The sequence below is a fragment of the Kitasatospora sp. NPDC058444 genome, assembly GCF_042721415.1.
GTDB lineage: Bacteria > Actinomycetota > Actinomycetes > Streptomycetales > Streptomycetaceae > Kitasatospora.
In genome coordinates this window covers 58427-83933 of sequence record NZ_JBHXLL010000030.1, presented here as the reverse complement: position 1 = coordinate 83933, position 25507 = coordinate 58427, and the positions used below count along the sequence as shown (strand labels likewise).

Sequence of the window (25507 nt, the reverse complement as noted above, 5' to 3'; positions counted from 1 at the left end):
ATGGGAAAGCCCCGGGGCCGGCGGGCCGCGGGGCGAACGGTGTTGGGGAGAAGTCGAGTTGGGGTGCTAGCGGGTCTGTGTGCCGATGGCGCCGGCGGCGCAGGTGTAGACGTAGCCGGCGCCGCCGGTGCGCCATGCCCGGATTTCAACTCGGCTGATGTCGCCGTACTTGCCGGGGCAGAGCTTCGGGCCGTCGGTGACGTAGATCCAGTCGCCGGAGTTGAGGTTGTGCTGCTCGCCCCAGGGTTGGCCGTCGATGAAGACCTGCACGGCGCCGGTGGTGCCGACGTCAGCCGCGGCGTAGGCGGCCACGGTGAGCATGGGGTGGTAGCGGACGTGCGGGGCGGTCCACAGCGAGTAGGGGCTGTCGGCCTGCGTGCGCGCGTACGTGTCGAGGTCCCCATCGGGGTAGAACGGGGTGTGCAGGTAGGGAACGGCGAGCCCGCCGTTTACCCGGTCCTCGGTGAAGATGGTGTTCCCGCGGCTGTCGTAGATGTCGAGGCCCTGCGGAACGGTGCCGCCGGAGAACATCGCGAGCGCGAGGGACCCGTCTTCCCTGCTGATCAGCACGCCGTACTGCGGATCGCCGTTCGGGCGCGGCATGTCGAGGTCGCCGATGTAGACCATGGGGGTCCCGTCGGCGTCCTGCACGGTGAGCGTGCCGCCCTCGCCGATCACGACGGGGCCGTGCTGGATGCGGTCAAGCGCGGGCCGGGTCTGTGCCCGGCCGGAGAGCTCGCGCACCTGGCGTTCGAGGGTGCGGATGCGGTCGAGGAGATCCTGCGGGATCGCAGCCAACTAGGTTGCCTCCAAGAGAAGTTGGGCGGACTCGGGCCGGCCGCGCTCCGGTGGCGTCACAGAGATGCCGATGATCCGGTGGCGGGCGGTCATGCCCTCGGGCCACCACAAATCGGTGATCTTGACGCGCGCGGTCGCGCCGAGCAGGGCGGGGCTGATCTGGCCGTCAAGGCGCACGGTGATCGAAGGCACGGTCTGCGGGGCGAGGTGGGCGGCGGCGTCCGCGCGGGCGTGCGCGTCGAGCGTCTCCTGCTGCTCGACCGTGCTGTAATCCGCGGAACCGTCGAGCCGCGGCCATCCCGCCGCGATGTCCGCCGAACTGGTGACGAGCGGGGACAGCAGCGGATGCGAGTCGGCCGTCTGGTTGCGGTTCACGCTGGCGCCGCGGGCCTGCCACGTGTTCGCCTTGCCGGTGGCGTCGACGGGCCACGTGTACGAGAGGATCGGGCCGGGCCGGGTGAGCACCACCTCGGCGGCGCCGGCCCGGATCACCGGGTGGCCGAGCTGCAGCCGCTTGATCCGCCGACCGGTGTCGGGGTCGCGGGTCGAGGCGATCCGCCACTCGAACCCCCGCTCGACGCGTGAGAGCTGCTCGACCAGGTCGCGGATGAACGGCTGGTCGTACCGGCTGTAGGTCCGGTCGCGGCGTACCCCCGACAGCTCGGTGCCGGCCTCGATCCCGATGTCGCCCCCGGGCTGCGCCGCTGTGTAGGAGATGAGGTTGCGCACGATGTCGAACTGATCGACGGCGGTCGCCTGGTGGGAGTCGAACAGGATTCTGTGACTGAGGTACGAATCCCAAGTGGCGGCCTGCAGGGCGAGCGAGAGCGCGCCGTGCTCGTCGCTGGCAAGGCTGGTGGTCCACAGGATGCCGCCCCACCAGATCGCGCCGGCGCGCTCGACCCACAGCCCGGTGCGGCCAGGGATGAGCGCGGCGCGGGCGCGGGCGGCGAGCTCGGCCGTGACCAGGTGCACCGTCGCCCGGAGCGACCCGGTCTTCCCGAGGAACTCGTCGAACGAGACACCCCAGAGCGGCAGGACGTCGAGAAGCTGATCGCTGCGAAGGTCGCAGATCAGCACGCGGTACGGGGTGTAGAGGGTGGCGAGAGGCGGCAGCTCGACCACCCCCGGGGGGCCCGGGGCCGGCGGCCCTAGGCGGTCTCGTAGCTGAACTGCACGCGCATGGACGCGCCGTCGCGGTTCCACCGGTAGCCGAGCTGTCCGGGGTTCATCCACTGCCCGTCGGACGCGGCCGCGAGCACCTGGGCCCCGCCGTCGCCGGCGTCCAACACAGGGATCAGCTCGCGCCAGTACGTTTCTGCGTCGATGTGGCGGCCGGTGCCCTGCCACCCGTGCGGCGCCCCGACGTCCGCGGACGCCACCGGGAGCGACACCCGGATGTTCCCGAACCCGAGCGAGCTGCCAGGGCCCCACTTGAGCCACGCGACGACGTCGACGTGCCGGCCGATCCGGCAGTACCGGCCGCCGGCCGTCACCTCGCCGTGAACGTCCAGGCCCGACCAGAACGGGGTGTACGGCACCCAACGGCCAAGCGGCGCCCACTGCGTACCGTCCCAGCGGTCCAGCCCGTTGGGTCCGTCGCGCCACTGTCCGACGTAACTGCCCATAGCAGGACCGGTGTTGGGCACGATGCCGCCGAGCGCGGACGGGTAAGGCACCCATCCGGCGCCGGACCACCGCTCGACCCGCGTGCCGGTGTCGCGCAGCTGCCCGACGTAGGCGCCCGGGTCGCTGCTCGCGTCGGGCCGGACGCCGCCAGCGGCCACGGTGTAGACGCGCAGGTCGGTAACGGCCGTGGCCCAAGGGATGCCGCCGGTACCGGCGGACGCAGCCACCGGCACCCGCACCGCCCACAACGGCAGCGAGCACGCGGGAAGCGGCGCCGGCGCGGGATCGGCGGCCGGGGTGCCCTGCAGGACCTCGACCACGGCCAGCGCCTTGCCGCTCTGGTCGTAGAGCCCGTCGTAGACGTGCAGCAGCACGACGTCGACCCGGTCCCACTGCGTATGGCCCGGGGCGAAGGTGAGCGTCTCGGGCAGGGTGAGCGTCACCGGGTAGGCACCCTGCAGGGAGGTGCCCTGCAGGACGGCCCGGCCGGCGCCGAGCTGCGCCTGCATCGGGGCGGCAGGGGTGAGCGAGAGAGGGGTGCCGCCGGGGATCACCCCGGGGGCGGTGGTCGTCGCCCCGGACGGGGTCATGGTGCCGACGGGGGCGAGTCGGGTGTCGGTGCGGGTCTGCCCGGTGGGCGGGAGCCACGCGGCGCGCACGGGCATGCGGTGTGCCTCCTTACCAGTGGGCGTCACGCCAACGCAGTTCGGCGCGGGCGGCGGAGTGCGGGACGGTGTCGAGGGCGCCGGCGAACGCGAAGTCGCAGACGCCTGGGGGGACGACGAGGAACTGCTCGGGGGCCGAGCGGTCGGTCACGGTGTGGATGCGGGACGAGCCGGACAGGGTGACCGTGCCGGCCGCGCCGTCGACGACGAGCTGCTCGCCCGGGCCGAGCGTGATGTCGTACTCCCACCGCCGGCCGGTGCGCAGGTCGACGAGCGAAGGCAGCTCCACGGGCCCGGTGAACACCAGCACCGCGGGCGCGGGGGCCCGACCGGCGTTGGTGGTGGTGATGATGCCGGTGGACCCGCCGGACCCGAAGGTGATCCCGTCCTCGGACGGCGGGACGCCGCCGGGCGGGGTGGCGAGGTGCCAGTCGAGGCCGCGCTCGGCGGCCGCGTCGAGGTGCCAGTCGAGGCCCTGCTCGTCGATCGGCAGGCCGGTATCGGCGTGCCGCTCGGTGAGGCCGTAGCGGCGGGGATCGGTCGCCTCGAACTGCAACGAGCAGCCGGTGATGGTGCCGACCCGGTACCCCCGGCCGGTGGGCACCGACCACCGCAGGCACCGCGCCCACACCAGCAGCGGGCCGCGCTCGTCGACGCACACGACGAGCGGCAGCTCGTCGTCGATCGACGCTGCGCCCGCTTCGAACGCGCCGACGACGGCGCCGATCCGGGCGGCCGGCGCCCGGATCACGATGTCGTCGACCGTGATCGTGCGCGGCTGCGCCCAGAGGGCACCCGGGTAGGCGCCGTGGCCGGCCGGGCGGTTGGTGGTGCCCGAGTCCCACGCGGGGGAGTCGGACCAGCCGCTCAGCTTCCGCCACCGGTAGGGGGTGCCGGGGCCGAGCAGGAACTCGCCGAACTGGATGTGCCCCGGGGCGAGCACGCGGTCGCCCGCGCCCATCGGATCACCCCCTCACCTTGAGCTCCCACCCGAGCGCGGCCGCGAGCTGCTCGGGCGACTGGCCACCGGCGTTGAACTGCTCGATGTGCAGCAGCGGGCCGGACGGCCCGGCGCCGGCCGTGCTGTAGGCGGTGGTCGGAAGCTGCGCGGCCACCGCGGGGTGCGGCGTGCGCGCGGCCGCCGCGAGGGCGGGGGTGTCCGGTACCTCGACCAAGTCCCGCATAGCGGCGGCGAGTTCGGGCTGCGCGCCCTCGATCCCCGAGACGATGCCGGCGGGAATCCAGCGGCCAACCCGTTGGGCCATCACGCGCGACGGCGAGTGGATACCCAACGCCTTCGCGATCGGGCCCGGAATGAGATTCTTGGCCCAGCCCATCAAGGTGTCCTTGAGCCAGCCGCCCATGGACTGAATGCCGGACCACAGGCCGCGCACGATGTCGCGCCCCTTGTCGACCAGCAGCGAGCCGAGATTACCGAGCCCTTCGGCGATGCGGCCGGGCAGCGCCTTGACGTCCGAGACGAGTCCGGACGCCTTCTCGGCCACGCCCGAGCGGATCGAATCCCAGTGCCGTATTAGCAGCCCGACGAGAGTCCAGTTCAGGAAGAACTCGACGATGCGCCCGGGAATGCCGCGGACGAAATCCACGGTTGCATTCCAGCCCGTGACGGCGCCCGACTTGATGGAATCCCAATGCTTGATCAGGAGCCCGATCAAAGTCCAATTCAGGAACACATCGACGAGCCAGCCGGCCGCCGACTTCACAAAGCCGACGATCCAATTCCACGCGGCGGCCGTCGCGCTGCTGACGGCATCCCAATTGCTGATCACCAGGGCGACCAGGCCGACTACGGCGGCGATGATCCACCCGACGGGGCCGAGCGCGAGAACCCACGCGGCCGCCATGCGGGCGGCCTGCAGCAGGCTCTGTGTGCCCATGAGCACCCATGCCCCGACCACCCGGACGCCGGCCGCAACGGCCGCGACGCCCTGCGCCGCCCAACCCGCGATCATCTCCGCGTTGGTGAGGAGATAGGTTGCGCCGGTGCGCACCGCGGCCGCGCCCTGAGCCGCCCAACCGGCCACCGTCGTAGCGGTGGTGACGGTGGCCTGCACCGCAAGCGCGATGAGCGTCGGCAGCAGGACTGCCGTCACGATGCCGGCTGCGATGCTGAACGCGAGACTGTGCTCGCTCACGAACCGCTTGCCGGCCTCGTACTTCTGGCCGAGCGTGCCGACCCAGTCGGCGGCCGCCATGAGGGCCGGCACCACCTTGGACCCGAGCACCTCGACGGCGCCCTGCTGCAGACCGCGCGTGAACTGCGTCCACCGGGTGGACGCGTTGTCCCGCATGGTGTCGCCCGCCTTGGCGGCCGCGCCGTCGACGGCCCCGAGCCCTGCAACCGCGCTCGACGGGTCGAGCGAGAAAAGCGCCTTCGAAAGGTCCTCGGCCTGAGTTCCCAGAAGCGAGAAAGCGAGCTTGGACCGTTCGGACGGGTCCTTGACCTGCCGCAGCCGATCCATGATCTGATCAAGCGCGGCATTCGCCTCCGGCCCGCCCTTGTTGAAAGCGGCGGCCATCTTGTCCGCGTTCAAGCCAATGGACTTGAGTCCATCGGCAGCGCTGCCATCCTTGACCCGAATATTTAGTTCTTTGAAAGCGTCCGCGACGACATCGGCATCACGCGCGCCCGCTTCCAGGCCCTGATGGATAAGGCCCATGGCCTGTTTTCCATCAATGCCCAGATCCCGAAACTGAGTCGGGTATTCGTTGAAAGTGTCTAGCAGGTCTTCGGCTTTATTTGCGCCGAGCTGAGTTCCCCTTACGAGAATGTCGAAAGCTTCGTTGGCATCCTTGGCCATTCCCGTTTTGAGCATTTGCCCAACGGATTTGGCGACGGGGCCGACTTCCTCGCCGAGAATGTCGGCGACCTGCTGCGCGCGGCCGCCGACTTGCTGCAGCTGCTCGGCCGTCGCGTCGGCCGGCACGAGCCCTTGCTGCCACAGGTGTTGGAGAGCTTCGTTGGCGGCCTCGACGGACTCGGTGTATCCGCCGGTGAACAGCTTCCCGGCCGCCTTGCCGAGCCGCTCGGACTGCTCCGGGGTGGCGCCGAGCCGAGCCGCAAGGAGGTCAGTTCCCTTGTCCTGCTCGACGGCCTCGGACAGCCCGGCCATCAGGGCGGCGCCGATCGCGCCGCCGATCAAGGCGCCCTTGACGGCCCCGAGCGCGTTGGTGATGCCGGAGCCGGCGCGCTCGGCGCCGCGCTCGGACTCCTCGGCGAGCTGCTCGCCGAGCTCGCGCCCGGCGGCCTGGCCGGCGCGGCTGGCTTCGTCCTCGATGACCTGCGCGGTACGGCGGATGCCCTGCTCGGTGCGGCGCAGCCCAGCCTCGGCCGGGGCGTCGTCGACGGTGATGGTGGCGAGCAGCTCGCCGACGGTGAGCGCCAACTCGGCTCACCCCCTCGCCGAGCGCAACCAACTGCGGATGATCCGCTGCCGGAAGGTCGTCGTGTTCGATCAGTTGCAGCCCACGCTCAGCCCTCGGCGGGTAGGCCCGTGATCGCGGCGATCTCCGCCGCCGTCGAGACGGTGCGGGGGGTGCGTGCCCACAGCTCCCGGAACCGGGAGTCTTCGCCGAGCCCGCCGAGCAGGACCACGAACCGTCGCTCGGACAGGGCGACGATCTGCTCGGCGGTGAGGTGGTAGGTGCGGGTGAGGTCTGCCTCGACGGCGGCCCAGTGCGTCAGGACCGCCGACCAGAGCCCGCCCGCCGCCGCCCTGTCTTCGCCCGGCGGGTCGCCCGGTTCGGGGCCGGCGGCGTCGGGGCTTTTCCCGCGGTCGCGTTCTGCTGGTCGTAGAGCTCGGCGGCGCGCTGCAGGGTGATGCTGCCGGGCCGGCGCACGGTCGCGGCCGCGTAGATGAGCACGATGCCGAGCTGCTTGTCGGTCATGCCGGCCGCTGCCCAGTGGTCGAGGGCATCCTCGCCCACCAGGGTCCGCAGCATCGCGCGCACGTCGTCCGGGTCGTCGGACGCCTGCAGCCGCTCCATCTGCAGCGTGAACATCAGCGGCAGGGCATCGGGGAGCCGGTAGGTCCGGCCGTAGAGCTGAAACGTTTCTGCAGGCCCGGTAGCGGCCTGCTCGGCGAAGAACGCATCGAAGTCCGCGAACCCCCCGCCGGGCTGGTCCTGGTGGTCGAGGTCGAGCTCGTCGTCGGTCACGAGCCACCCCCGGCCGGCGGCGGGGTAACCGCGGTGGTCGACGGCTTGCCACACCGGGTGATCGTCGCGCTCCAACTGGTCTTCTCGGTGGTTCCGCCGCCCTGCTCGCCCGGGCTGACTGTGGCGTCCCAGACCACCCATGCGGTTTGGGTGCGGTGGCGCCAGCGCACCGGGTTGTGCGACTCGGCGCCGAGACGGGGCACCCACTTCTCGTCGACGTACGCCTGCCCGGCGTCGCGCGCGCCGCTCTTGTCGGCGGCGAACTTGGACTCCAGGGAGATGGACGCGCCGCGCTGCATGATGTCCTGCGAGTAGTGGCCGTCGTCGTCGAACGTGGTGATGTCCTCGGTTTCCTCGTTCTCGCCCGGCGAGTGAGAGAAGGACGTCAGCAGGCCCACGCGCAGCCATGTCTCGGTGCTGGCCGTCAGGTCCTGCACCTCGAAGAGCCAGCCGCGGGCGTCGATCGGGCGGGGGGTTCCGGGAGTCGCCATGGGGTCACCTCCTAAGTAGGTCGGGGGTTGAGCGCCTCGACGTCGAGGCGGAAGTTCACGACGTGCTCGTGCCGGCCCGCGGCGTCGACGCCGAGCGGGGCGGGGGTCTGCTGCGCGATGCACAGCACGAGCCAGAGCCCGTCGGGCAGTTCGATGCCGGCGAGCCCGTGCAGCGCGGAGAGGATCGCTTCGGCGCGGGCGCGGGACACCCGGGGATCGGCGGTGCCCCGTACGCGCACCTGCAGGCTTCGCTCGTCCCATCCGTTGAGCGGGTCGGGGACCCCGGCGCCGTAGAGGGAGAGCTGCACCGCGCGGTCGGGCGCGGGTGGCATGAGCTCGATGAAGCAGTCGCCCTTGACGCCGGTGGGGTCGTAGGTGAGCAGGCCGGCGGCCTGCAGGTAGCGGGCGAGGGAGTCGAGGACGTCAGCCACGCAGCGCCCGCCGGACCGCGGCCGCGATGATCTGTTCGACCGCTGCGGCTTCTTCGGCGGCCGGGCGTTCGAGGTACTTCGCCGTCCGGCCGGCGTCGTGGCGGGCGTTGAGGTCCTCGTGAACCCGGCTGGCGTAGGGGGTGTCGTAGGACACTCCGGCGACGAGCTGCTGCTCGTCGACGCTGGCGACGCCGGAGCGCGCGAGCGTGCCCTCTTCGATCGGCACCACCTCACGCGACTTCTGCAGCACATGCTCGGCGGCGGCGAGCAGGCCGCGCGCGGCGCCGGCGCGCTCGGCCCGCAGGACAGCGTCACCGGTCCACTCGATCCGGGCACGGGGGCGACTCATTCGCAGGTCACCTCCTTGTGCGCGGGCACCGGCAGGCCCGGCGCGTCGACGGTCGAGACGGTGATCGGGACCGTTGCGCGGCCGGTCGGCAGGGTGATCCGGGAGCCGGCCGGCACGTCGGTATCGAGGTCGAGCACGACCTGCGCCGAGCTGACGACCTGCCGGCCGTCCGGGGCGCGCACGAGCCGCGCCGCCTCGGACACCAGGGCCGGCACGTCGTGGGGCGGGCCGTAGACGGGCCCGTACGCGGACTCTCCGACGTACGGCTCGATCACGATGCGGTGGCGCAGCAGCCACCGGGGGACGCGGGTCACCATGGGGCGCCCACCCCGTGACCGGTGAGCCCGGCCTGCTGCAGAGCCCGCAGTGCCCGGGGCGCCAGATCGAGCGCGCCGGCCGGTGCCGAGCTGCTCGCCGAGAGGCTGATCACACCGGCGCTCACGCTCGACCAGCGCGCGGCCGCGCCGGTCCCGTCCTCTCCCGCGGCGAGTTGGTACTCGACTTGCGCGCACGCGGCATCGGCCAGCGCGGCGACGTGCTCGGGGCGTGTGGGGGCGCCGGCGGAGTCGACCGGGTAGCAGGCGGTGAGCAGTGCGGCGTCGACATCGGCGGACGCGCGGGCGAGCAGCCGCTCGGCGTCCGCCGGCGCGGGAGCGCCCAGCCATGCGGCGAGCTGTGCGGGGGTGGCGTAGGTGAGTGCCACGATGCCCACCCCCGATCACCGGGACGGCGCGGGCGGCGTCGTCTCTTCCTTGGCGCGGCTGCGCCCCTTCGTGGTGGTGGGCGGGGCCGACGGGTCGTTGCCGGTCGGGCCCTGCTCGTCGGCGTCGTCGAGCTGCTCGACGTCGTAGCCGTGGCGGCGGAAGTACAGCAGCGCACCGGGCGATAGCTCGTCGGCCGTCGCCCGGCCGGCGGTGAAGTGGACGCCGGCGATCGTCTCGTCGTGGTCCCCGTCGGGGGACGTGATCGCGTACGGCATCACTGCACCTTCACGTTCCGCAGTACAGCGGCCGCCCGGGTCGCCTTGAGCACGGTGGCCACCGGCCCGAGCTCCACCTCGCCGACCTTGACCGCGCCGGCCCGGTCGAAGTCGGGCAGCCACTGCCGGACGAGCCGGCCGGACGTGGTCGTCACGCCGTGGAATCCGTCGATCCCGAGCCGGATGGCGTAGATGTCGGTAAGGCCGGTGATCTGTCCGCCGGGGCCGGCGCCGTCGACGTCGCGCGACTCGATCGGGATGACGGGGTTGTTGCTGCCGGCGACCGCGCCCAGGTCGACGAACGGAATCCCGTTGTACGCCTCGACGGTCTGCCCGAACGAGTTCTCAGTGCGGCTGTAGTAGCCGGCCCGGCGGGCGAGCGAGCGCACGCGCGCGATGGTCTTCTTGTTGCCGAGCAGCGCGGACGGAACGCCGTCGAGCAGCCCGAGGAACTCGTCGAGGATGTCGAGCGCGGCGTGCACCTTGGCCGTGTCGGCGCCCAGGGTGGTGCCGGTCCAGTCCAGGGAGGCGCCGGCGCCCATCTCGGTCACGGAGCCGGCGAGCGCGCGGTCGAGGCCGTCGAACCCCTGCTCGGCGCCCGGGGTGTTGACCCGCTTCCCGGTGATCACCTGTTCGGAGAAGAACGCGTTCGCCGCCTTGATGGTCTGCAGCATCTGAAAGTTGACCTCAGCAGATGCGGCCGGGCCGAGCTCGGCGATCGTGCGGTCGATCTCGAACGCGCCGCCGAGCGGGGACAGGTCGACGCTGAACCGCTGGCGCTTGGCCTGGCCCTTGGCGTACTCGGTGTTCAGCGGGCGGAAGGCGGCGCCGCGCTCGGCGACGAGCCGGGTGTAGCCGTAGCTGAGGGTCGCGCCGCCGCCGGCGGGGTTGACGGCGGTGTCCCAGAGCATGTTGTCGAGCAGCCAACTCGACTTGGCGAACTCGTCGATAACCTGCAGGTCGACGGCGTCCTGTGTGTTGAGCTTGGCGTCAGCCAGGGTGATAGCCACGGGGCGGCCTCCTTACTTGGCGAGCCGCGCCGAGATCGCTTCGAGCAGCGACGCGGGTTCGGTACGGGTGGTGGGGGCGCCGCGGAACTCGCCGCCGGAGCGGGCCGGAGGGGCGCCGGCGGCGCGGTAGAGCTCGGGGTCGGCCTCGACCGCCGCCGTGATGGCGGTGGTGAGCTGCTCGCCGAACTTCGGGTCGGTGGGGTCGAGGTCGGCGACCGCGGCCGCGAAGCTGCGGGAGTTGAGCAGGCGGTCGGGGCGGGCGCCGGCTGCCTCGGCGGCCTGGTGGGCGGCGAGCTCGACGTGCGCGGTGCGGAGCTGGGCGCCGAGCTCGGCGAGCTGCCGGTCGCGGTCCGCGACGGCGGCGGCGAGCTGTGCCGGGTCGGAGTCAGTGCCGCCGGAGTCGGGGTTGATGGCCTTGTTGATCGCGTCGAGGGCGGCCTGCAGCGTGTCGCGCTGCTCGGCGGCTTCGGTCGCCTGGCGCTGGGCGTCGGCGAGCTGCTCAGCGGTCGGGCCAGCCGGGGCGGGCGGTGCTGCGGGCGGTGCGGCCGGCGGGTCGGTGGGGACCGGGGCAGCGGGCGGGGCGGTCGGGTCGCTGTTCGGCGTGCCGGTGTCGGGGGCGCCGGCGGGTGCGGTGGTCATGGGGTGGGTCCCTCCGGACATGGGAAAGGGCCCGCTCCCGGGACGGGTGCGGGCCCTGCTGGATGTGGTGTGGTGGCCTACGCGGCGTCGACGGCGGCCCGAACGAACGAGTCCTTGGCCTGCAGCAGCAGACGCAGACCCGCGGTCAGCTCGGGCCCGTCGGGAAGCGTGGCGATCATGTCGGCAGCGAGCTCGTGACACGGTCGGCTGACGGCCTGCAGGTGCTCGGGCAGGTGGTCGAACCGGAACTGCCGGCCCAGGTGGACGGTGCCGGAGTGACGGTTGGCGAGGTTCACGTCGGTTCCCTTCGGGATGAGGTCATGCAGGATCGGACAGGGGGCGGCTGATCGGGCGCGCGGCGGCGTAGCCGCGCACCCACGCCGCGCGCAGCAGGGACTCATGCGGGTGGGGACAGACGGTGATCGGTCGTCCGGAGCGGGCCGCATCGCGGCCGGCGGCGGCGGCGCGCACGACGTCGGCGCGGAACCCCAACTCGTCACCCCCTAGAACTTGTTGGAGACGTCCGAACTGGTCTTGCGGGCGGTGTCGGCGGCGGCGGACCGTACGCCGGTGAGCTGCTCGGTGTACTCGGCGAGGGTGATTCTGGGCGCCACTTCGGACCAGTAGCGGCGCAGTTCCTCGGACGCCCGGGCGTAGGCGACGTGCGCCGGCCCAGAGAACAGGCTCAGGGGGTCGACGCCGTCGAGTTCGGCCCGCTTGGTCAACAACACGCCCCGGCACCACTCCTCGGCGTCGAGCCACTGCGCATAGACGTACTCGTCGTACATCTGCCGGACCTGCTTGGCCGTGAACGCGCCCCTTCGTCCGGTCTCGGCCCACTCCCGTTCGGCGAGCCACCGCTCGGCCGCCGGAAGGCGGTCCCACGGGTGTTCGTCGGGCGCCTGGTCGACCCACGACCAGTCGTCCACCCGGGAGCCCGGGCGCAGCGCATCGTCGAGGGCGGCCCGGTCGGCGAGCTGCGCCTCGACACCGTGTCCGGCGGCGGCCGGCGGCGGGGTGGCGGGGTAGCGGCGGTCGAGCTCGGCGGCGATGCGCTCGGCCCCGGCGGGGTCGACGTAGCGCAGCGCCCACCCGAGGCGGTCGTCGGCGACCTGCGAGAGGTCCGCCAGCAGCCGGCCGCCTGGGAACAACTCGGCGAGCAGGGCCCGCCGGTCAGCCTCGGCGGCCAGGGCGGCGAGCTCGTCGCCGGTAGCGTGCCGGGCACGCTCGGCGAGCTGCCGCTCGGACAGCGCGATCAAGTCGCGGCGGGCTCCGGGCAGGGCGGCGTCAAGATCGCGCCGGTCCAGCTCGGCCGCCACCCGCAGCACGTCGGCGTCGCTGAGTAGCGGCAGCGCGCGGGCGAGCTCGTCGTCGCTGAACTCGACCAGGTGCTCGGCCATCCGGCCGCCGGGCCGCACGCGGTCGAGCAGGGCCTGCTCGTCGCGGCGGTTCGCTTCGGCCTCGATGCGGGCGCGGTCGCGCTCGTCGAGGCTGCCGTGCCGCAGGGCGGCGCCGAGCTGCTCGTCGCTCATCTCGCGCGGGCTGACGTGGTCGCCGGCGCGCACCCGGGCGGCCTCGACCGCATCCGGGTTGAGCGGCCGGCGCGGGTCGGGAAGGTTCCCCGCCCCCGGTGCCTCGCGGTAGCGGAGCCGCTTCAAGTCGGGGTGGGCGGTGAGGTGTTCGCGCATCCGCTGCTGCCAGTCACGCACGCGCTGCTCGGCAACCTGCCGGGCCTCGGGCGTCGCGGCCGCCGCGGCCCGGCGCTTGTGCTTGCGGATCTGCCGTTCAATCGCGCGCTGCCGCTGGCCTGCCTCGTACCCGGTGCCGTCGGACGGCTCCGGCGGCTCCGCGGTGGTGACGCCCGGGGTGTAGGCGCTCAACGAGTGGCGACAGTTGGGGTGTTGGAGCCCTGCGCGGCGGGCCTGCTCGACGCTGCCGGCCACCCGCACGCGGACGGTGCGGCCGTCGTCGACGGCGTGCTCGACCTCGATCTCGCGCGGCCCGTCCGGGCCGTCGAGCGAGAGCACTCTGCCCTCCCAGGGACGGCAGAGCGGGCACTCGCGCGGCGCGGTCGAGACCTTGACCAGGTCGACGCCGGCGGCGCGCAGCCGGTCGGCCTGCCCCTCGACGGCGGCCCGGCCCACGGCCGTCCGGACGGCCATCTCGGTGTAGCTGGTCATCTGCCAGGGCCGGCCGGACTTGTCGACGAAGCTTCGTAGGCCGCGGTCGGCGAAGCGTTCCATAGCCCGCTGGGTTGCCTGGCGGCGGGTGTCGATGCCGAGCAACGGCGTAGCGGCCACCTCGGAGACGACCTGCCGATATCCGTCCTCGACGCCGCGCAGAATGCCGCGATGGGTGGCGGTAACGAGCTCGATCGTCTCCATGGCAAGCCGGTCGACCGCGCGGCCGGCCGGGGTCGACTCCGCGATGCGCGCGGCGTCGACGTCGGCCAGGGCGCCGAGTTCGGCCAGGCCCGACCGGGCGCCCCTGTTCCAAGCCTCGGCGACGACGTCGTGCACCTCGGTGGTTATGGCGGTGCCGAGCGCGTCGACGACGCCCTGCGCGGCGCGGCGCAGGGGCTGCACGTCGGCGAGTTTGGTGACGGCCCAGCCGGGGGCTTCGAGGCCGTCGGCGATCTGCCGGGCGACGATGCCGAGCAGGCGCTGCTCGGCGTCTTCGTACAGGGCCCGCACACGGTCCGCGAGATCCTCGGCCATCCAGGGGGAGACCGGCATGGCGCGATCACCCCCTCGACCATCTACCCGCCGAAGCTGGGCGCCGGGTCGGGCACGGCCTGCCCTGTCTCCATGTGGATGCGGGCCACCTCGGCGGCGACCGCATCGGCATCCCACTCCGGGTTGACCATGCGGACCTTGGTCTCGGTGCTGACGGCCTGTGCCTGGCCCAGCAGGGAGAGGGTCTGCGCCTGTGTCTGGGCATCCGGGGCGACCGCCGCCCCGAAGACGACGACTGGCCGTTCCGGGGCGAGGCGGGACCAGCCGAGCGCGCGGTCGAGCTGCAGCAGCGCCTCGACGATGTCGGCGACGGCCGGGGCCGCGTAGCCGATCTTCGTCCTGCGGGTCACCATGCTGTCGTGTCCGCGGGCCAGGGTCTCCGTCGCGGTGACCGGTGGACCGCCGTCGAGCCCGAACGTGCTCGGGCTGTAGCCGGCGGCCTCGACGATCTGTCGCACGAGCGCGTCGGACGTCGACTTGTGCTCGGCCACCCGGATGGCGAACTGGCTCATGGTGATGCCGGCGCCCGTGTCGGTCGGCGGGATGTCCAGCGTCGACCAGACTTCCTGGTCGTCGTCGAACGCTGCGCCTTGGCCGGGGCCGCGGTTGCGCAGGTAGCCGGCGGGGACGATGAGGCGGGCGCGGGCGAGCCGGATGTCGCGCATCCAGCTCGACCACACCTCGTCGAGCGCGTCGCACATGTCGCGTGCCGGGCCCTGCAGGTCGGATCGGCCGAGCGGTGACCCGCGGTGGCTACGGTTGGGGCCGATGTTGGGCCAGTAGGCCGCGGTGAGAGCGGGGATGCCGGTCTCAATCGCGCCGGACGGGCCGAGACTGTCGACGACCGCGGCCGTGGTCGGGTGGTCCGTGAGGGGCACGCGGCGGCCGATGTTGTCGGTGGTGCCTTCGTAGAGGGCGTGCTCGATCCGGCCGCGCTCGTGCCTCTCCAGCCGGCGCAGCACGGTCGAGCCGCGTCGCTCCAGTTCCTCCCAGCACGTCAAGGCGACCAGGTGCCCGTATCGGACCTCGGGCAGGGCGGCGTCGTGGTGCACGGTGGTGAGCAGCGGGCGGGGGCCGATCTCGGCGTCCCACGCGGCCACCAGGTAGACCCCGCCGAGCGCGGCGGACACTTCGGCGGCCTCCAGCAGGGTCCGCTCGGCGCGCGGTCCGAGCAACTCGTCGAGGCGGGCCTGTAGGGCGGTGTCGGTGACGGTCACCCGCGGGGGCTCGCCCATCAGCAGGCCGGCGGAGCGGCGGGCGACGTCGGCCGGCATGGGGATGTGCAGGCGGGACTCGCGCCGGTCGGGGGTGGACGCTCGGTCGCGCCCCCACAGGCGGCGCCGGCCGTCGCGCCGACGGGTCTGCCCCTGGTAGACCGCGGCGAGCCGCTTCGGGTCGCCCGAGTACCACGCGTCATCGATCGCGATCTCGGCGAGCTCGGGCACCCAACGGCGAGGCGGCCAAACAGAGTTGGGCTCAGGAAGCGGCATCGGGGCTCACCTCCTCCACCAGCAGATCGGGGACCAGGTGGCGCCACTCGGCGGCGGTGGAGTGCACGACGTACCGCAGTGCGTCACAGCTGTGATCGGCCACCTTGAGCGGGCGGTCTTCGCCGGCGGCGGTTGCGGCCGGGTCCCAGACGTACCCCGGCAGCTCGGCGCGCAGGCCCTCGCACGAGCGGTGCACGAGCAGCAGACCGGCCGCGAGCGCGGTCGACGTCGACCGGATGCCGTCCACAACTTCGTTCTTGGCCCGGGCGACTCCGGGGTGCCCGTCCTCCCAGAGCTGCGCGAGGAAGGAAGCGGCGGAGGGGTCGACGAACGTCCACTCGGGGTCGACGCCGAGCCCGGCCAGCCAGCCACGAAGGGCCGCGCTGTACTGGGCATCGGTCATCTGCCGGCGCTTCTGTCGACTGTCGTATCGCCACTCCGCGCACGCGTACAGCCGGCCGTCCTCGCCCAACCCGAGCAGGATCGCGGCGAAGGCATTCGACGTGCCGTAGTCCACGCCGAGCCAGTACCGGACCATGGGCGGCAGCTCGTCGACGACGTGCTGCTGCTCGTCCCAGCAGTCGTAAATCGATCCCTCAGCGATCACCCACGCGCCGTCGATCATCCGTTTGCGCCACAAGCCGACATATTCCGCATTCAGCGACCGGACGTAGGCCGGTGGCAACGAGGGGTTGTCGTGCAGCCCGAAGTGCCAAGCGCGCAAGTCGAGTTCGGCCGCCCGGTCGAGGTATCCGACCTTGAGCCAATGCCGCGGGCTGTCGGGGTTGGTGGTGGCCAGCACGCGCGCGCCGTCCACGCTGAGTCGTGCGAGCAACTGCACCCAGAACGGTTCGGGAATCAGCGTTGCCTCGTCGACATACGCCAAGTAGGCCGTGAGCCCGCGCAGCCGGCCCTCGGCCCGGGAATCCGCCGCGCCGATCAGATGCACGGTGCGCCCGAGGATGACGGCGGTGGTGGCGCCGCGGGTGTGGCGCACCTGCCCAGCGACCGGCCCGAACAGCGCCGGATCGCTCAACGGTTCAAGGCAGTTACGTTCGATCGTCTGCAGTGACCTGCCGCAGATGATGATCAGGCCGGACGGCGGCGCCTCTGCAATCGCCAGAAGTAGGGCGAGAAGGCTCGCCACGGTCTTGCCGGAGCGCACCGCGCCGTGCCACACGTTGATGCGGGCGGTGGCCCGGGCGACCGACCGCAGTTGCTTGCGGGAGAGGGGGAGATCGGTGGCGGGGGCGGACATGGCTCACCCCCCGCCGGCGGCTGCCTCGTCCTCGTCGGCGAAGGCGGCACGCAGGCCCCGGGCGAGATCACCGAGCATCGAACGGACCTCGTGGCCGGACGTGCCGGCGTCGATCTCTGCGAGCCGGGCCGCGCTGGTCAGATAGGAGCCGATGGCCTGCGAGTGGTGGCGCTCGTCCTGCGCCGGCGGGTGCTCGGTGACGACGTCGACTGTGTCGCCGGTCGGCAGCACCTCGACCCGTACATACTCGCCGGCCTCGACCCGGTCCAAGTTCGCCGCGGCCCGCCGGTACAACCGGGCCGTCAGGTCCCGACGCAGGGCCGCGAGGTCTTCCTGCCGGGCCGCGGTAGCCGCGGCCGTCCGGGCGCCGCCCGTGAAGGCGAGCCCTTCCTCGCCGGCGATCTTCGACACGGTCGAGCTGCTGCGCCCGATGGCCTGCGCGATGGCGTTGCGGGACAGGCCGTCGGCGTGCAGGCGGCGCACTTGCTCGCGGTCCTGGTCGGTGATGGGCTCGCGCACGGGGCATCACCTCCCGGGCACGCAGAACGGCCCGCCACCGGGGGGATGGTGGCGGGCCGCTGGTCTGGAGTTCGCTTCCGGGCACGCCGGAAGCGCCTCCAACTCTAGGTCACAGATCGATAACGGCGCAAGGGGTTAGCTGCGGGTCCGCTCGACGACCGCGGCGGCGTCCGCGTCGCGCCCGGGGCGGCCGGGCCAGACCAGCACGCGCGCGGCCGTCACGTCCTCGTCCGCGGCGTAGTCCGCGAGCACCTCCTCGACGGTCGCCTCGGCGAACCGCTGCGCGTTGCGCTCCGGGTCAGCGTCGACGATCTCGACGGGTACGAGCTCGGAGTAGTCCGCCTTATCCCACCCGTCCGCGGTTTGCAGGTCGACCCGGTACGCGAACAGCATGTGCCCGTCGATCACCGCGCGCACCCGGTCCTCGGCGACGTCCAGCTCGGCCGCGATCACCCGGGCGGGCAGGCGGCCGTCGACGGCCGCCTCGATCACCAGGGCGGCGAGATGCCCCTCGATCGGGCGGCCCGCCGCGGCGTGCTCCCGTGCCGTGCGCAGCCGGGCGAGTGCCGTCTCGGCGTCGTGGTCGTCGAGCAGTGCGCCAAGCTTCTCGGCGAAGGTGCGGGCGCTGGCCCGCTGCTCCTGCTCGGTCATCGGTGCCCCGGCCGGTCGTTTGACGTAGACGACGGGGTCGGGCTTCTCGGTCATGGTGGGCGCCTCCCTAGCGCTCGGTGCGGGCGCCGGGCCCTACCGCCGTAGGGTAGGTGGCGCCCCTGACAGGTGCTCTCTGTCGGGTGTGCGGCCCCTTGGGGCCGCGGGGTCGGTCGGCGTTGTAGCGGCGCCGGCCGACCTGCGGTCACGCCTGCTCGGCCGCGGTGCGGAGATTGCGGAGAATCTGGTAGATCCGGCCTTCGGTGTAGCGGAGATCGCGCGCGATCTGCGCCGCCGACCGGCCCGCGTCCCGGGCCTCCCCGATGATCCGGGCGAGCTGCTCGTCGAGCTGCTCCGACTCGCGCCGGATGCGCTCGGCGTCCTCGTAGCTGAACTGGGGCGCGGCCTGCTCGGGCATCGGCTCCGGCTTCCTTCCGTGGGGCCGGCCGAGCTGCTGCTCGACCGGCCGGCGTGCTGTCACTGCCTACTCTCGCCGATCCGCCGGCGCACCGTGGCGCCGGCGGTCGCGCGCGGCCCTAGCTGAGGTGGTTCTCGCCGGTCCAGTAGCACCAGTGGCACCCGCGGCCGGAGCAGTCGCGGCACCGCGGCGCCTGCTCGATCTCCTCCGGCTCCTCGACGACGGGCTGCTCGTCCGGCCGCCATGCCATCACGGCGTAGACGGTGCCGGCCTCGATCAGCCACCCGCCGGCCGCCATGCGGTCGCGGAGAATCTCCAGCGACACCCGCCACGGTTCGCCCTGGTCGTCGCGGTGCTTGCCGTCGATGTACCAGTACAGCGCGACCCGGCCGCCCCCGCGCGGCTCGACCACGACGCCGGCGGCGTGCGGGTTGTCCTCGACGTCGTCGCCCCGGAGTGCCGCCAGCCGCAGCGTCTGCCGCTTGCCGTGGTTGGTGAGGACGTCGAGCGCGGCCCGCACGTCCGGGTGGTCCGCGTGCTTGGGCAGGCACCCGCGGGCCTCCCCGAGGGCCTCCCCACGGTGTAGGACGACCGTGCCCTCGACGGGCGCCTGCTGCGCCTCGTCCTTCGGGCCGTACTTCGCCCACTCCGCGGCGCGCCGCGCGGCGGACTCCGCCTCGAACTTCGCGCGGGCGGCGTCCGCCTGCGCCTTGATCCGGTCGAGCTCGGCCCGCGGGATACCCATCCGCACCCGGACGCGCATGGGGCCGTCGGGCAGGGCCTCGACGGGCGCCTGCTCGGCCGCCGCGGGCACGGGCTGACCGGTGATCGGGATGCGGGTCCCGTCCTCGGCGGCGGCCCACGCGTGGCGGAACATGCCACCGGCGAGGCGCACCTCGTCGAGGCGGCCAACGGCGCGGGTCGAGTGCAGGCTGCAGGCGCCGCGCTCGCAGACGCTGCGCGGGTCCTCGCAGACCTGCAGGGCGTACCGGTCCGGGCGCTGCTCGTGCACGCCGAGCACGGCCTGCTCGAACGCGTTGGCGGCCACCGGCAGGGCGGCCGGCTGCGCCAGTCGACGACGGCGCGGCTTGGCGGGCGCCTGCTCGGCGGCGGCCGGCGCGGGCGTGGTCGGGGTGTCGAAGAGGGTCGGCTCGACGGCCGGGCGCTTGCGGGCGGGGGCGGCCGGGGGGTTGAGCAGGGGCTGATCGGCGAGCGACCGAGCGGCGCGCCGGCGGTCGCCGAGCATGCGGTCGCAGTTCTTGCACACGCGCAGGGCGCCGGTGGACAGCCCCTTGTTCGCGGTCTCTGGGTGGACGACGTGCAGCGCGGTCCGCTTGCAGTAGGTGCGGGTGACGCTCTCGTTCTGAATGTGCAGAACTTCCGCACCGGGCTGGGTGGTTGCGTAGCGCATGGGGTGCTCTCCCTGGTGGTGGTGGGGCGCCGGGTAGCGGCCGGCCCTGCAATCGCTGCAGTAATGGTTACTGTAATGATTACAGTCCATCGTGGCAAGGGGGCGACGAAAGCGGGCCCGGGCAGCAGCCCGGGCCCGCCGTCGGGGGCGTGCCCCCGGGGTCACGCAGCCCGGCCGGTGGCGGGGCGGTCGAGGGCGGCGAGCAGCTCGACGAGCTCGGCCGCATGCCACGCGCGCCGGCCGCGGCGGTCGAGGTCGACGGGGGCGGGGCAGGTGCGGCCGGTGGAGCAGGTGACGCTCGGGGCGGTGCGCGGGTCGGTGTGCAGGGTGAGCTCGCCGCCGCACCACGGGCAGGGCCGGCCCTCGACCGGGGTCTCGCTGCGGTCGAGGCCGAGCGCGCCGAGCACGAGGCGCTCGGCCTGCCCGGCAACGCGCACCACCTCGTGCGCGCGCTGCTCGGGCAGCAGACCGAACAGGGCCGGCCCTCGGGTGTGGGCGCCGGCCCGCTGCTCCGGCTCGGTGTCCTCGTCGAGCAGGCGCCCCTCGACGTAGAGCGCGGCCCAGTGCAGGCCGTGCCGGCGGCTCCCGGGGTCAGTCGGGCTCGCGTAGTGCCACCGGCGCGGGTCGCCCGCGTCCGCCTCGTCGAGGGCCCACACGACCGGCCGGCCGGGGGTGGAGATGGGCCGGCGCTCGATCGGGCGCTGCACCGCGGCGGCGAGCGTGTCGGCGGTGTCGAACACGAGCCGCTCGACGCGCACCGCGGCGTCGAGGGCGTGCAGGTTGGCGGGGGCGGGGTGCTGGCGAAGGGTGAGCGGCACCCGGTCGTCGACGAGCAGCTCGACGTCGTCGGCGGCCTGCCGGGCGAGGTGGGTGGACAGCTGGGCGGGCGGCCACGCGGGGGCCGGCGCGGTCTCGATCGCGACGAGCAGCGCCCCCCAGTGTGCGCGCACGGTGCGCAGTTGCTCTACCGCGTGACGGATGCGGGTGGACGGGTACACGTTGCGCTCCCAAGTCGGTTGGTGCGGTGGTGAGTTGGTGGGGCCGGGCGCCCCTCTGTCGTGGTACGGGGGCGCCCGGGCCCGGTCTAGGTGGCCGGTCGGCCGGCGGGCGCGGCGGCGGAGCGGGGGCCGGGGGCGACCTGCAGGCCGGCCGCGGCGAGCTCGACGGCGGCGCGGCCACGGGCGAGTGCCCACCCGCCGAGCAGCTCGGCGGCGAGCAGCTGCTCGTACTCGGCCTGCTCGACGACGGCCGGCTGCGCCGCGGCGTCGAGGCGGGCCTGCAGGCGGGCGAGCTCGGCCTCGACGAGCCGGCCGCGCTGCGCCCGGGCCAGCGCGCGGCGCAGGGCGAGCAGGCGCTGCCGGGCGGTGCGGCGCAGTCGCAGGTGTCGGCTGCTCCACTCGGCGCACCACTCCCGGTAGCGGGCGAGTTCGCCGATCCCCTCGCGCAGCAGCTCGGCCTCACCGGGCGGCAGGGCGCCACGCGCGGCACGGTCGACCAGGTGCAGCAGCTGCTCGACGTCCGCCCGGTCGGCGGGGGCCGCGCTCACGGGATGTCCCGCGGGTCGAGGACGTAGGCGACGACGAGCCGGCCCTCGATGGGGTCGAGGAACAGTTCGGCGTCCGACGCGGGACGGCCGGCGGCGCGCAGCTCGGCGCGCACCGTGTCGAGCAGCTCGGCGACGACGGGCAGGGACACGGGGAAGGGCAGGGCACGCTCGGCGCGGGTCTCGTGCACGAGGTAGCGGGAGGGCAGGACGGACACGGGTAGTGACCTTTCGGAAGGGCAGGTGCGGACACCCGCGCGCATGGGGGGCGCATCGACCGGTCGCGGCGGAAGGATCATCGAATTCCCTTACCGCGAGCGACAGTTCGGGCCCGCGGGCGGCCGCCGTCACGGGGGATCGGTGGCTGCACCATGAGGGCCTCGACGGCGGCGAGCTCGACGGCCCGCTGCTCCTCGCGGCGCCGCTCGGCGAGCTGCTCGGCCTCGACCCGGCGGGCGGCGAGCTCGGCCTCACGCTGCGCCCGCAGCAGGGCCGGCCCGTCGAGGCGGTCGACCACGCGCCACCGGCCGTACCCGAGGGACTCCTCGCAGAGCACGACGGCGCCGGCGGCGGCGTGCGTGCGCGCCACCCGCCGGAAGGCAGCGCGGTCGGACGTCTCGAACAGGGCCGGCCGTTGGTCGCGGCCCGGCCACGTGGCGGTGAGCCGGTAGGCGGCGGTCGGGATCGGGTGGCGGGCGCCGGGGCGGTGGCGGGACCTCATGCGGCACTCTCCTGTCGGCGGCCGGCGGCGGCCTTGTCGGTGCGGGTCGGGTGGACGGTCCGGCGCCTCGACCAGGTACCGGCCTGTGCGCCGGGCGCGAGGGTGCGCCGCCGGCACGGCTCACCGGCCGGCGCGTGGCACCAGTCGCACCCGACGGCCAGCGCATCCGGGCGCCCGGCGGCGGCCGCGGCCTCCCGCGCCGCCCGCACCGGCCGGTACTCGGCGAGCTGCTCGGCGGCGGCCGCGGGCAACGCCCGGCCGATCCGGGCGGCCACCGAAGCGGCCGGCCCGCCGGTCAGCTGCCGCGTGCTGTTCGGCGCGGCCTGCCCCGTCGCCACCGCTGCGCGCTGCTCCCGGATCGCGTCCCGGTAGGCGCGGTCGTCGTCGGGGTCGACGGCCGGGCGGGGGTCGGTGTGCCGGGCGAGCAGGGCCCGGCGGTGCGCAGCCCACGGCCGGGCGACGTCCGCCGCGATGATCGGCCATGGCGACGACGCGATGTGTCGGCGCACGACCGCGGACGCGTCCCACCCTTCGACGGCGACGGCCGGCACGTCCTGCAGCAGCTCGCACCACCGGCGCAGCTGCGCCGCGGCTTCCTCGGCGTCGGCGTTGGCGGTGCGGGGGTCGAGTTCGCCGGCGTAGGCGAGCAGCGCGGCCACCTCGGCGGGGTTCATCGGGCACCCCCGCGGGCCTGCAGGTCGTCAAGCGCGGCCTGCAACAGCGCGGCGTTCCGGTTGGCCGGCTGTGAGGGGCGGGAGGCGCCCCCGGGCACGGCCCGCAACGGCGGCCGGCTCGTCGGGCGTTCCCGGCTGATCCACTGCTGCCAGTCGGCGCGCCACTGCGCGGGGGTCCGCGCGGGCGCAGTCGCCCGGTGCCGCGCCCACTTCGCCGTGGCGTGGTCGAGGCCGTCGGGGCCGAGCCGCTGCAGGTGGCCGGCGACCGCGGCCCAGCCGAGCAGTTCGTCGTCGGGCTGCCAGTCGGCAGGCAGAGAGACCGCAACAGCACCACCCACAGGCGCAGAGCCCGCGCGCGGGCGCGTGCTCCTCTGGTTCCCTCCCGTTACTTCTCGTTCCCTCTGGTTCTGGGGGGCAGAATCTTCGGGGGTGGCCCCGCAGGAACTGCACCCCCGCCCCGAAGAATCTGCACCCCCAGGGGTGCAGTTCTCGCACCCCCCATCGGCGGGAGCGGAAGAATCTTCACCCCCCTCGGTGGGCGTGCCGGGGGTCCAGCCGACGGCCTTGGGCAGGCGGTAGACGCGCGCGCCGTAGGGGCCGCGCCGCCCCTCGACGAGTTGCAGCTCGCCGAGCCGGATCGCGGCCTTGATCGCGTCGCTCACGGCTCGCTCGGAGGAGTTGACGCGCTCGGACAGGGCGCGGGTCGAGCCGAACGCGACGCAGGACTCGCCGGCGCGCTCGGCCAGGGCGAGCAGGACCAGGCGGGCCGTGCCGCGCGTGTCCGAGCACTCCCACACCCACTCACGGGCAAGATGGCTCAACGGTGTTCCCTCCCTTGGGTGTTGGGCGTGGACGGTGGATCGGTGCGGCCGGAGATGGCGGCGGGGGAGTGGGCGGCGCAGCGCGGCCCACACGGGTACGGGCGGGCCGGCCGACCACAGGGGCCCGGGCCGGCGCCGCAGAACGGGCTCACGAGCCGTCGGTGTCGAGCGCGTCGAGCTGCCCGGGCACCGGGTCGACGACGTCCTCGACCACCGGCCGGCGCCGCGGCCGCCGGCGCACCGGCGGCGGGGTGGTCGGGTACGGCTGCGCGCTGCCGTCGAGGGCGAGCTGCACCGGACGCTCGATCCGTCCCTCGACGGCCGGCCGCCGGCGGCTCACGAGCGGCCCCTCGACGTCCCGGCGGCGGCCTGCCGGCCGATGCGCGCGATCAGAGAGAGGTACCACCGCGGCTCACCCGCCGCCCGCGCCGCGCGCCACAGGTCGCGGACCTGGTCGACGTCCGGCGCGCTGCTGGCGGCGGCCAACCACCACCGCCCGGTCATGAACCGGACTCCAGTTCGAGTAGGTGTCGCCCGGCGACCGTGTGCTCGGCGAGCTGCTGCAGCTGTCGGCCGAGCTCGGCCGCGGCGCGGTAGGACAGGTCGGCGGCGAGCAGGCCGTCGCGCGGAAGCTCGTCGACGAGCGCGGCCCGGCGGCGCCGGAGCACCCCGGCCGGGCGGCGCCGGTGGGCCCACCGCAGCAGCGCGCGGCGCACCCCCGCCCGAGCCCGGGCCCGGGACGCATCCAGCGCGGCGCCGGACCAGTCGAGGGCGACGTCGTCGCCGCGGGGGTCGGTCTTCCGGGTGCGGTGGTGGGCGGCGGCCGCGGCGAGCTCGCGCAGCAGCTCGCCGACGAGCTGCTCGTCGGCCGCGTAGGCGAGCGCGACCCGGTCGAGCAGGCACTCGGCGCCGTCCGTGACGTCCAGGCGGACGGTGTACCCGTCCGGGTGAAGTTCAGCGCGGATCATCGGGCACCTCTCAGGCCGCAATCCGGGCCGGCAGCGTCGAGCCTGCTCGCGCGTGCAGGCGACGCAGAATCAGCTCGATCTCGTCGGCGGAGCGGTCGGGAGTGGCTGCGGCCTGGGCGGCGGCCCGGATGGGCAGCGCGTCGCGGCGTGCGCGCGCCGTGTCGAGGATGAGCCGAGCCGCGGCGTACGCCTGCTCTCGGCTGATCGGGGCCTCATTCATGCGGCCTCCGTCCGGAGCAGGGCGGCGGCCGTGAGCCCGTAAGCCTGCTCGATCTTGGCAAGGGTCGAGGCCCCGGGCGTGGTCTTGCCCGTGCGAAGACGCCATGCCGTGGTTCGTGCAACCTTCAACCGGTCTGCAATGTCTGAGTCGGTGTGGTCACCTGCAGCTCGCGCCGCGGCGACGAGTTGCTCGTGCCTGTACGACATGACGGACCCCCTATCTGTCACAAGCGGTAGATGATCTGCCGCATCTGGAAGCTAACAGGGATCTTTCTGTCATGGAAGGAGGTTTAGGCCACCGTGTGGCGCGCCGCACATAATCGGATGCATGTTCGAGCACAGCGTCTAAGCTGCAGGGATGGATCGCGCACCGTCTGAACAGGAACTTTTCATGCGTGAAAACAGGCCACCGGTTCGCCGCGTACCTGCCGAGCGCGGTAGATTTCACGCATGCAGCAACGCACCAACGCCACCCCCGAGGCGGAAGACCACTTCCCCCAGTGGCTAGACAGGCGCCTTCGCGACCTTGGGTATGACCTCGGCGCCCGCGGTGGCGGGCGGACCAAGTTCGCAGCTGACGCCGGTATCTCCGCATCATCGGTCTCGCGCCTCTTGGCCGGGCGCGGCAAGTACGAGGCCGCGCTGCTCGCGAAGATCGCTCCCGTACTGCGCGTGGAGCTAAGCGAGCTCATGGTCCGGGCCGGAATCGTCACTGCCGATGCGATCGGCAGAGCAACGAACCCGCAGCCGGACGGCCCGCGCATGACCCCACAGGACGCCGCCGCAGAACTGGGCATCCAGAGCGAAACCGCCGTCGCGCTGTTCGTCTCGATGGTCCGGACGATGCAGGAGCAGGAAGCGATGCACCGCCAACAGGAGGTGCGCCGCATGGAGCCGTAGAAGAGAACGTGT

Annotated in this window: 35 protein-coding genes; 1 reads left to right on the top strand and 34 read right to left on the bottom strand. The window is 73.5% G+C overall.

Annotation, left to right across the window (positions count from 1 at the left end; all coding sequences use genetic code 11):
- Nucleotides 1-66: 66 nt before the first annotated feature.
- From ACFWP2_RS27385 to ACFWP2_RS27220, 34 genes are all read right to left on the bottom strand, one after another.
- Entirely contained in the window at nucleotides 67-798 is a 732-nt protein-coding gene (locus ACFWP2_RS27385; RefSeq protein WP_380456156.1) for a hypothetical protein, read from the bottom strand.
- The gene (locus tag ACFWP2_RS27380; protein WP_380456153.1) at nucleotides 799-1923 is read right to left on the bottom strand and encodes a hypothetical protein; all 1125 of its coding nucleotides are present in this window, start codon (nucleotides 1921-1923) and stop codon (nucleotides 799-801) included.
- A gap of 26 nt (nucleotides 1924-1949) precedes the next feature.
- A complete protein-coding gene (locus ACFWP2_RS27375; protein WP_380456151.1) occupies nucleotides 1950-3092 on the bottom strand; it encodes a hypothetical protein in 1143 nt (380 codons plus the stop codon).
- A 13-nt stretch (nucleotides 3093-3105) separates the two neighbouring features.
- Nucleotides 3106-4053 (bottom strand): hypothetical protein, encoded by a 948-nt coding sequence (locus ACFWP2_RS27370; RefSeq protein WP_380456149.1) that lies wholly within the window; start codon nucleotides 4051-4053, stop codon nucleotides 3106-3108.
- 4 nt (nucleotides 4054-4057) lie between these two features.
- Nucleotides 4058-6499 carry a phage tail tape measure protein gene (locus tag ACFWP2_RS27365; RefSeq protein WP_380456147.1) on the bottom strand — a complete coding sequence of 814 codons (2442 nt, stop codon included), beginning with the start codon at nucleotides 6497-6499 and terminating at the stop codon, nucleotides 4058-4060.
- Nucleotides 6500-6794: 295 nt separating this feature from the next.
- Nucleotides 6795-7271 carry a hypothetical protein gene (locus ACFWP2_RS27360; protein ID WP_380456144.1) on the bottom strand — a complete coding sequence of 159 codons (477 nt, stop codon included), beginning with the start codon at nucleotides 7269-7271 and terminating at the stop codon, nucleotides 6795-6797.
- On the bottom strand, nucleotides 7268-7762 hold the full coding sequence (locus tag ACFWP2_RS27355; protein WP_380456142.1) for a phage tail tube protein: 495 nt from the start codon (nucleotides 7760-7762) through the stop codon (nucleotides 7268-7270). Before ACFWP2_RS27355 ends, ACFWP2_RS27360 begins: the two co-directional genes overlap by 4 nt.
- An 11-nt stretch (nucleotides 7763-7773) precedes the next feature.
- Nucleotides 7774-8193 (bottom strand): minor capsid protein, encoded by a 420-nt coding sequence (locus tag ACFWP2_RS27350; RefSeq protein WP_380456140.1) that lies wholly within the window; start codon nucleotides 8191-8193, stop codon nucleotides 7774-7776.
- Nucleotides 8186-8542, bottom strand: a complete 357-nt coding sequence (locus tag ACFWP2_RS27345) for a hypothetical protein (protein WP_380456138.1) — start codon at nucleotides 8540-8542, stop codon at nucleotides 8186-8188. The genes ACFWP2_RS27350 and ACFWP2_RS27345 overlap by 8 nt, the downstream gene beginning before the upstream one ends.
- On the bottom strand, nucleotides 8539-8859 hold the full coding sequence (locus ACFWP2_RS27340; RefSeq protein WP_380456136.1) for a hypothetical protein: 321 nt from the start codon (nucleotides 8857-8859) through the stop codon (nucleotides 8539-8541). The genes ACFWP2_RS27345 and ACFWP2_RS27340 overlap by 4 nt, the downstream gene beginning before the upstream one ends.
- Nucleotides 8853-9245 (bottom strand): hypothetical protein, encoded by a 393-nt coding sequence (locus tag ACFWP2_RS27335; protein ID WP_380456134.1) that lies wholly within the window; start codon nucleotides 9243-9245, stop codon nucleotides 8853-8855. Before ACFWP2_RS27335 ends, ACFWP2_RS27340 begins: the two co-directional genes overlap by 7 nt.
- Nucleotides 9246-9260: 15 nt before the next feature.
- Entirely contained in the window at nucleotides 9261-9521 is a 261-nt protein-coding gene (locus ACFWP2_RS27330) for a hypothetical protein (protein WP_380456132.1), read from the bottom strand.
- The gene (locus tag ACFWP2_RS27325) at nucleotides 9521-10531 is read right to left on the bottom strand and encodes a major capsid protein (RefSeq protein WP_380456130.1); all 1011 of its coding nucleotides are present in this window, start codon (nucleotides 10529-10531) and stop codon (nucleotides 9521-9523) included. Before ACFWP2_RS27325 ends, ACFWP2_RS27330 begins: the two co-directional genes overlap by 1 nt.
- Before the next feature lie 12 nt (nucleotides 10532-10543).
- On the bottom strand, nucleotides 10544-11170 hold the full coding sequence (locus ACFWP2_RS27320; protein WP_380456128.1) for a hypothetical protein: 627 nt from the start codon (nucleotides 11168-11170) through the stop codon (nucleotides 10544-10546).
- 77 nt (nucleotides 11171-11247) lie between these two features.
- Nucleotides 11248-11466 (bottom strand): hypothetical protein, encoded by a 219-nt coding sequence (locus ACFWP2_RS27315; RefSeq protein ID WP_238950582.1) that lies wholly within the window; start codon nucleotides 11464-11466, stop codon nucleotides 11248-11250.
- A 22-nt stretch (nucleotides 11467-11488) separates the two neighbouring features.
- A complete protein-coding gene (locus tag ACFWP2_RS27310; RefSeq protein ID WP_380456222.1) occupies nucleotides 11489-11641 on the bottom strand; it encodes an Rmf/CrpP fold protein in 153 nt (50 codons plus the stop codon).
- 32 nt (nucleotides 11642-11673) lie between these two features.
- Entirely contained in the window at nucleotides 11674-13905 is a 2232-nt protein-coding gene (locus tag ACFWP2_RS27305; protein ID WP_380456125.1) for a phage minor capsid protein, read from the bottom strand.
- A 23-nt stretch (nucleotides 13906-13928) separates the two neighbouring features.
- Nucleotides 13929-15350: a phage capsid protein gene (locus ACFWP2_RS27300; RefSeq protein WP_380456123.1), complete on the bottom strand. Its 1422-nt coding sequence runs from the start codon at nucleotides 15348-15350 to the stop codon at nucleotides 13929-13931.
- A gap of 31 nt (nucleotides 15351-15381) precedes the next feature.
- A complete protein-coding gene (locus ACFWP2_RS27295) occupies nucleotides 15382-16653 on the bottom strand; it encodes a PBSX family phage terminase large subunit (RefSeq protein ID WP_380456121.1) in 1272 nt (423 codons plus the stop codon).
- A gap of 3 nt (nucleotides 16654-16656) precedes the next feature.
- The gene (locus tag ACFWP2_RS27290) at nucleotides 16657-17172 is read right to left on the bottom strand and encodes a helix-turn-helix domain-containing protein (RefSeq protein WP_380456119.1); all 516 of its coding nucleotides are present in this window, start codon (nucleotides 17170-17172) and stop codon (nucleotides 16657-16659) included.
- Between the two features lie 135 nt (nucleotides 17173-17307).
- Nucleotides 17308-17877 (bottom strand): hypothetical protein, encoded by a 570-nt coding sequence (locus tag ACFWP2_RS27285; protein ID WP_380456117.1) that lies wholly within the window; start codon nucleotides 17875-17877, stop codon nucleotides 17308-17310.
- 148 nt (nucleotides 17878-18025) lie between these two features.
- Nucleotides 18026-18238: a hypothetical protein gene (locus ACFWP2_RS27280; RefSeq protein ID WP_380456115.1), complete on the bottom strand. Its 213-nt coding sequence runs from the start codon at nucleotides 18236-18238 to the stop codon at nucleotides 18026-18028.
- 118 nt (nucleotides 18239-18356) lie between these two features.
- Nucleotides 18357-19649 (bottom strand): hypothetical protein, encoded by a 1293-nt coding sequence (locus tag ACFWP2_RS27275; RefSeq protein ID WP_380456112.1) that lies wholly within the window; start codon nucleotides 19647-19649, stop codon nucleotides 18357-18359.
- 161 nt (nucleotides 19650-19810) lie between these two features.
- Nucleotides 19811-20647 (bottom strand): hypothetical protein, encoded by an 837-nt coding sequence (locus ACFWP2_RS27270; RefSeq protein WP_380456109.1) that lies wholly within the window; start codon nucleotides 20645-20647, stop codon nucleotides 19811-19813.
- Nucleotides 20648-20733: 86 nt separating this feature from the next.
- The gene (locus ACFWP2_RS27265) at nucleotides 20734-21195 is read right to left on the bottom strand and encodes a hypothetical protein (RefSeq protein WP_380456106.1); all 462 of its coding nucleotides are present in this window, start codon (nucleotides 21193-21195) and stop codon (nucleotides 20734-20736) included.
- Nucleotides 21192-21410 carry a hypothetical protein gene (locus ACFWP2_RS27260; protein WP_380456104.1) on the bottom strand — a complete coding sequence of 73 codons (219 nt, stop codon included), beginning with the start codon at nucleotides 21408-21410 and terminating at the stop codon, nucleotides 21192-21194. Before ACFWP2_RS27260 ends, ACFWP2_RS27265 begins: the two co-directional genes overlap by 4 nt.
- Nucleotides 21411-21487: 77 nt before the next feature.
- Nucleotides 21488-21913 (bottom strand): hypothetical protein, encoded by a 426-nt coding sequence (locus tag ACFWP2_RS27255; protein ID WP_380456102.1) that lies wholly within the window; start codon nucleotides 21911-21913, stop codon nucleotides 21488-21490.
- Complete coding sequence (locus ACFWP2_RS27250; RefSeq protein ID WP_380456099.1) at nucleotides 21910-22587, bottom strand: hypothetical protein; 678 nt, start codon at nucleotides 22585-22587, stop codon at nucleotides 21910-21912. The genes ACFWP2_RS27255 and ACFWP2_RS27250 overlap by 4 nt, the downstream gene beginning before the upstream one ends.
- Entirely contained in the window at nucleotides 22584-23408 is an 825-nt protein-coding gene (locus ACFWP2_RS27245; protein ID WP_380456097.1) for a helix-turn-helix domain-containing protein, read from the bottom strand. Before ACFWP2_RS27245 ends, ACFWP2_RS27250 begins: the two co-directional genes overlap by 4 nt.
- 148 nt (nucleotides 23409-23556) lie before the next feature.
- Nucleotides 23557-23748, bottom strand: coding sequence for a hypothetical protein (locus tag ACFWP2_RS27240; protein ID WP_380456094.1), 192 nt, complete (start codon nucleotides 23746-23748; stop codon nucleotides 23557-23559).
- A complete protein-coding gene (locus ACFWP2_RS27235; RefSeq protein ID WP_380456091.1) occupies nucleotides 23745-23912 on the bottom strand; it encodes a hypothetical protein in 168 nt (55 codons plus the stop codon). Before ACFWP2_RS27235 ends, ACFWP2_RS27240 begins: the two co-directional genes overlap by 4 nt.
- Nucleotides 23909-24376 (bottom strand): hypothetical protein, encoded by a 468-nt coding sequence (locus ACFWP2_RS27230; protein ID WP_380456088.1) that lies wholly within the window; start codon nucleotides 24374-24376, stop codon nucleotides 23909-23911. Before ACFWP2_RS27230 ends, ACFWP2_RS27235 begins: the two co-directional genes overlap by 4 nt.
- Before the next feature lie 10 nt (nucleotides 24377-24386).
- The gene (locus ACFWP2_RS27225; RefSeq protein ID WP_380456085.1) at nucleotides 24387-24596 is read right to left on the bottom strand and encodes a hypothetical protein; all 210 of its coding nucleotides are present in this window, start codon (nucleotides 24594-24596) and stop codon (nucleotides 24387-24389) included.
- Nucleotides 24593-24802 carry a helix-turn-helix domain-containing protein gene (locus tag ACFWP2_RS27220; RefSeq protein WP_380456082.1) on the bottom strand — a complete coding sequence of 70 codons (210 nt, stop codon included), beginning with the start codon at nucleotides 24800-24802 and terminating at the stop codon, nucleotides 24593-24595. The genes ACFWP2_RS27225 and ACFWP2_RS27220 overlap by 4 nt, the downstream gene beginning before the upstream one ends.
- A 243-nt stretch (nucleotides 24803-25045) precedes the next feature.
- Between ACFWP2_RS27220 and ACFWP2_RS27215 the strand changes: the two genes are divergently transcribed.
- Nucleotides 25046-25495: an XRE family transcriptional regulator gene (locus tag ACFWP2_RS27215; protein WP_380456079.1), complete on the top strand. Its 450-nt coding sequence runs from the start codon at nucleotides 25046-25048 to the stop codon at nucleotides 25493-25495.
- Nucleotides 25496-25507 lie beyond the last annotated feature (12 nt).

Coding starts and splice junctions, on each gene's coding strand:
- ACFWP2_RS27375 (WP_380456151.1), bottom strand. CDS start 3,092: ATGCCCGTGCGCGCCGCGTGGCTCCCGCCCACCGGGCAGACCCGCACC.
- ACFWP2_RS27370 (WP_380456149.1), bottom strand. CDS start 4,053: ATGGGCGCGGGCGACCGCGTGCTCGCCCCGGGGCACATCCAGTTCGGC.
- ACFWP2_RS27355 (WP_380456142.1), bottom strand. CDS start 7,762: ATGGCGACTCCCGGAACCCCCCGCCCGATCGACGCCCGCGGCTGGCTC.
- ACFWP2_RS27345 (WP_380456138.1), bottom strand. CDS start 8,542: ATGAGTCGCCCCCGTGCCCGGATCGAGTGGACCGGTGACGCTGTCCTG.
- ACFWP2_RS27340 (WP_380456136.1), bottom strand. CDS start 8,859: ATGGTGACCCGCGTCCCCCGGTGGCTGCTGCGCCACCGCATCGTGATC.
- ACFWP2_RS27330 (WP_380456132.1), bottom strand. CDS start 9,521: ATGCCGTACGCGATCACGTCCCCCGACGGGGACCACGACGAGACGATC.
- ACFWP2_RS27320 (WP_380456128.1), bottom strand. CDS start 11,170: ATGACCACCGCACCCGCCGGCGCCCCCGACACCGGCACGCCGAACAGC.
- ACFWP2_RS27305 (WP_380456125.1), bottom strand. CDS start 13,905: ATGCCGGTCTCCCCCTGGATGGCCGAGGATCTCGCGGACCGTGTGCGG.
- ACFWP2_RS27295 (WP_380456121.1), bottom strand. CDS start 16,653: ATGTCCGCCCCCGCCACCGATCTCCCCCTCTCCCGCAAGCAACTGCGG.
- ACFWP2_RS27285 (WP_380456117.1), bottom strand. CDS start 17,877: ATGACCGAGAAGCCCGACCCCGTCGTCTACGTCAAACGACCGGCCGGG.
- ACFWP2_RS27280 (WP_380456115.1), bottom strand. CDS start 18,238: ATGCCCGAGCAGGCCGCGCCCCAGTTCAGCTACGAGGACGCCGAGCGC.
- ACFWP2_RS27275 (WP_380456112.1), bottom strand. CDS start 19,649: ATGCGCTACGCAACCACCCAGCCCGGTGCGGAAGTTCTGCACATTCAG.
- ACFWP2_RS27255 (WP_380456102.1), bottom strand. CDS start 21,913: ATGAGGTCCCGCCACCGCCCCGGCGCCCGCCACCCGATCCCGACCGCC.
- ACFWP2_RS27250 (WP_380456099.1), bottom strand. CDS start 22,587: ATGAACCCCGCCGAGGTGGCCGCGCTGCTCGCCTACGCCGGCGAACTC.
- ACFWP2_RS27235 (WP_380456091.1), bottom strand. CDS start 23,912: ATGACCGGGCGGTGGTGGTTGGCCGCCGCCAGCAGCGCGCCGGACGTC.
- ACFWP2_RS27230 (WP_380456088.1), bottom strand. CDS start 24,376: ATGATCCGCGCTGAACTTCACCCGGACGGGTACACCGTCCGCCTGGAC.
- ACFWP2_RS27225 (WP_380456085.1), bottom strand. CDS start 24,596: ATGAATGAGGCCCCGATCAGCCGAGAGCAGGCGTACGCCGCGGCTCGG.
- ACFWP2_RS27220 (WP_380456082.1), bottom strand. CDS start 24,802: ATGTCGTACAGGCACGAGCAACTCGTCGCCGCGGCGCGAGCTGCAGGT.
- ACFWP2_RS27215 (WP_380456079.1), top strand. CDS start 25,046: ATGCAGCAACGCACCAACGCCACCCCCGAGGCGGAAGACCACTTCCCC.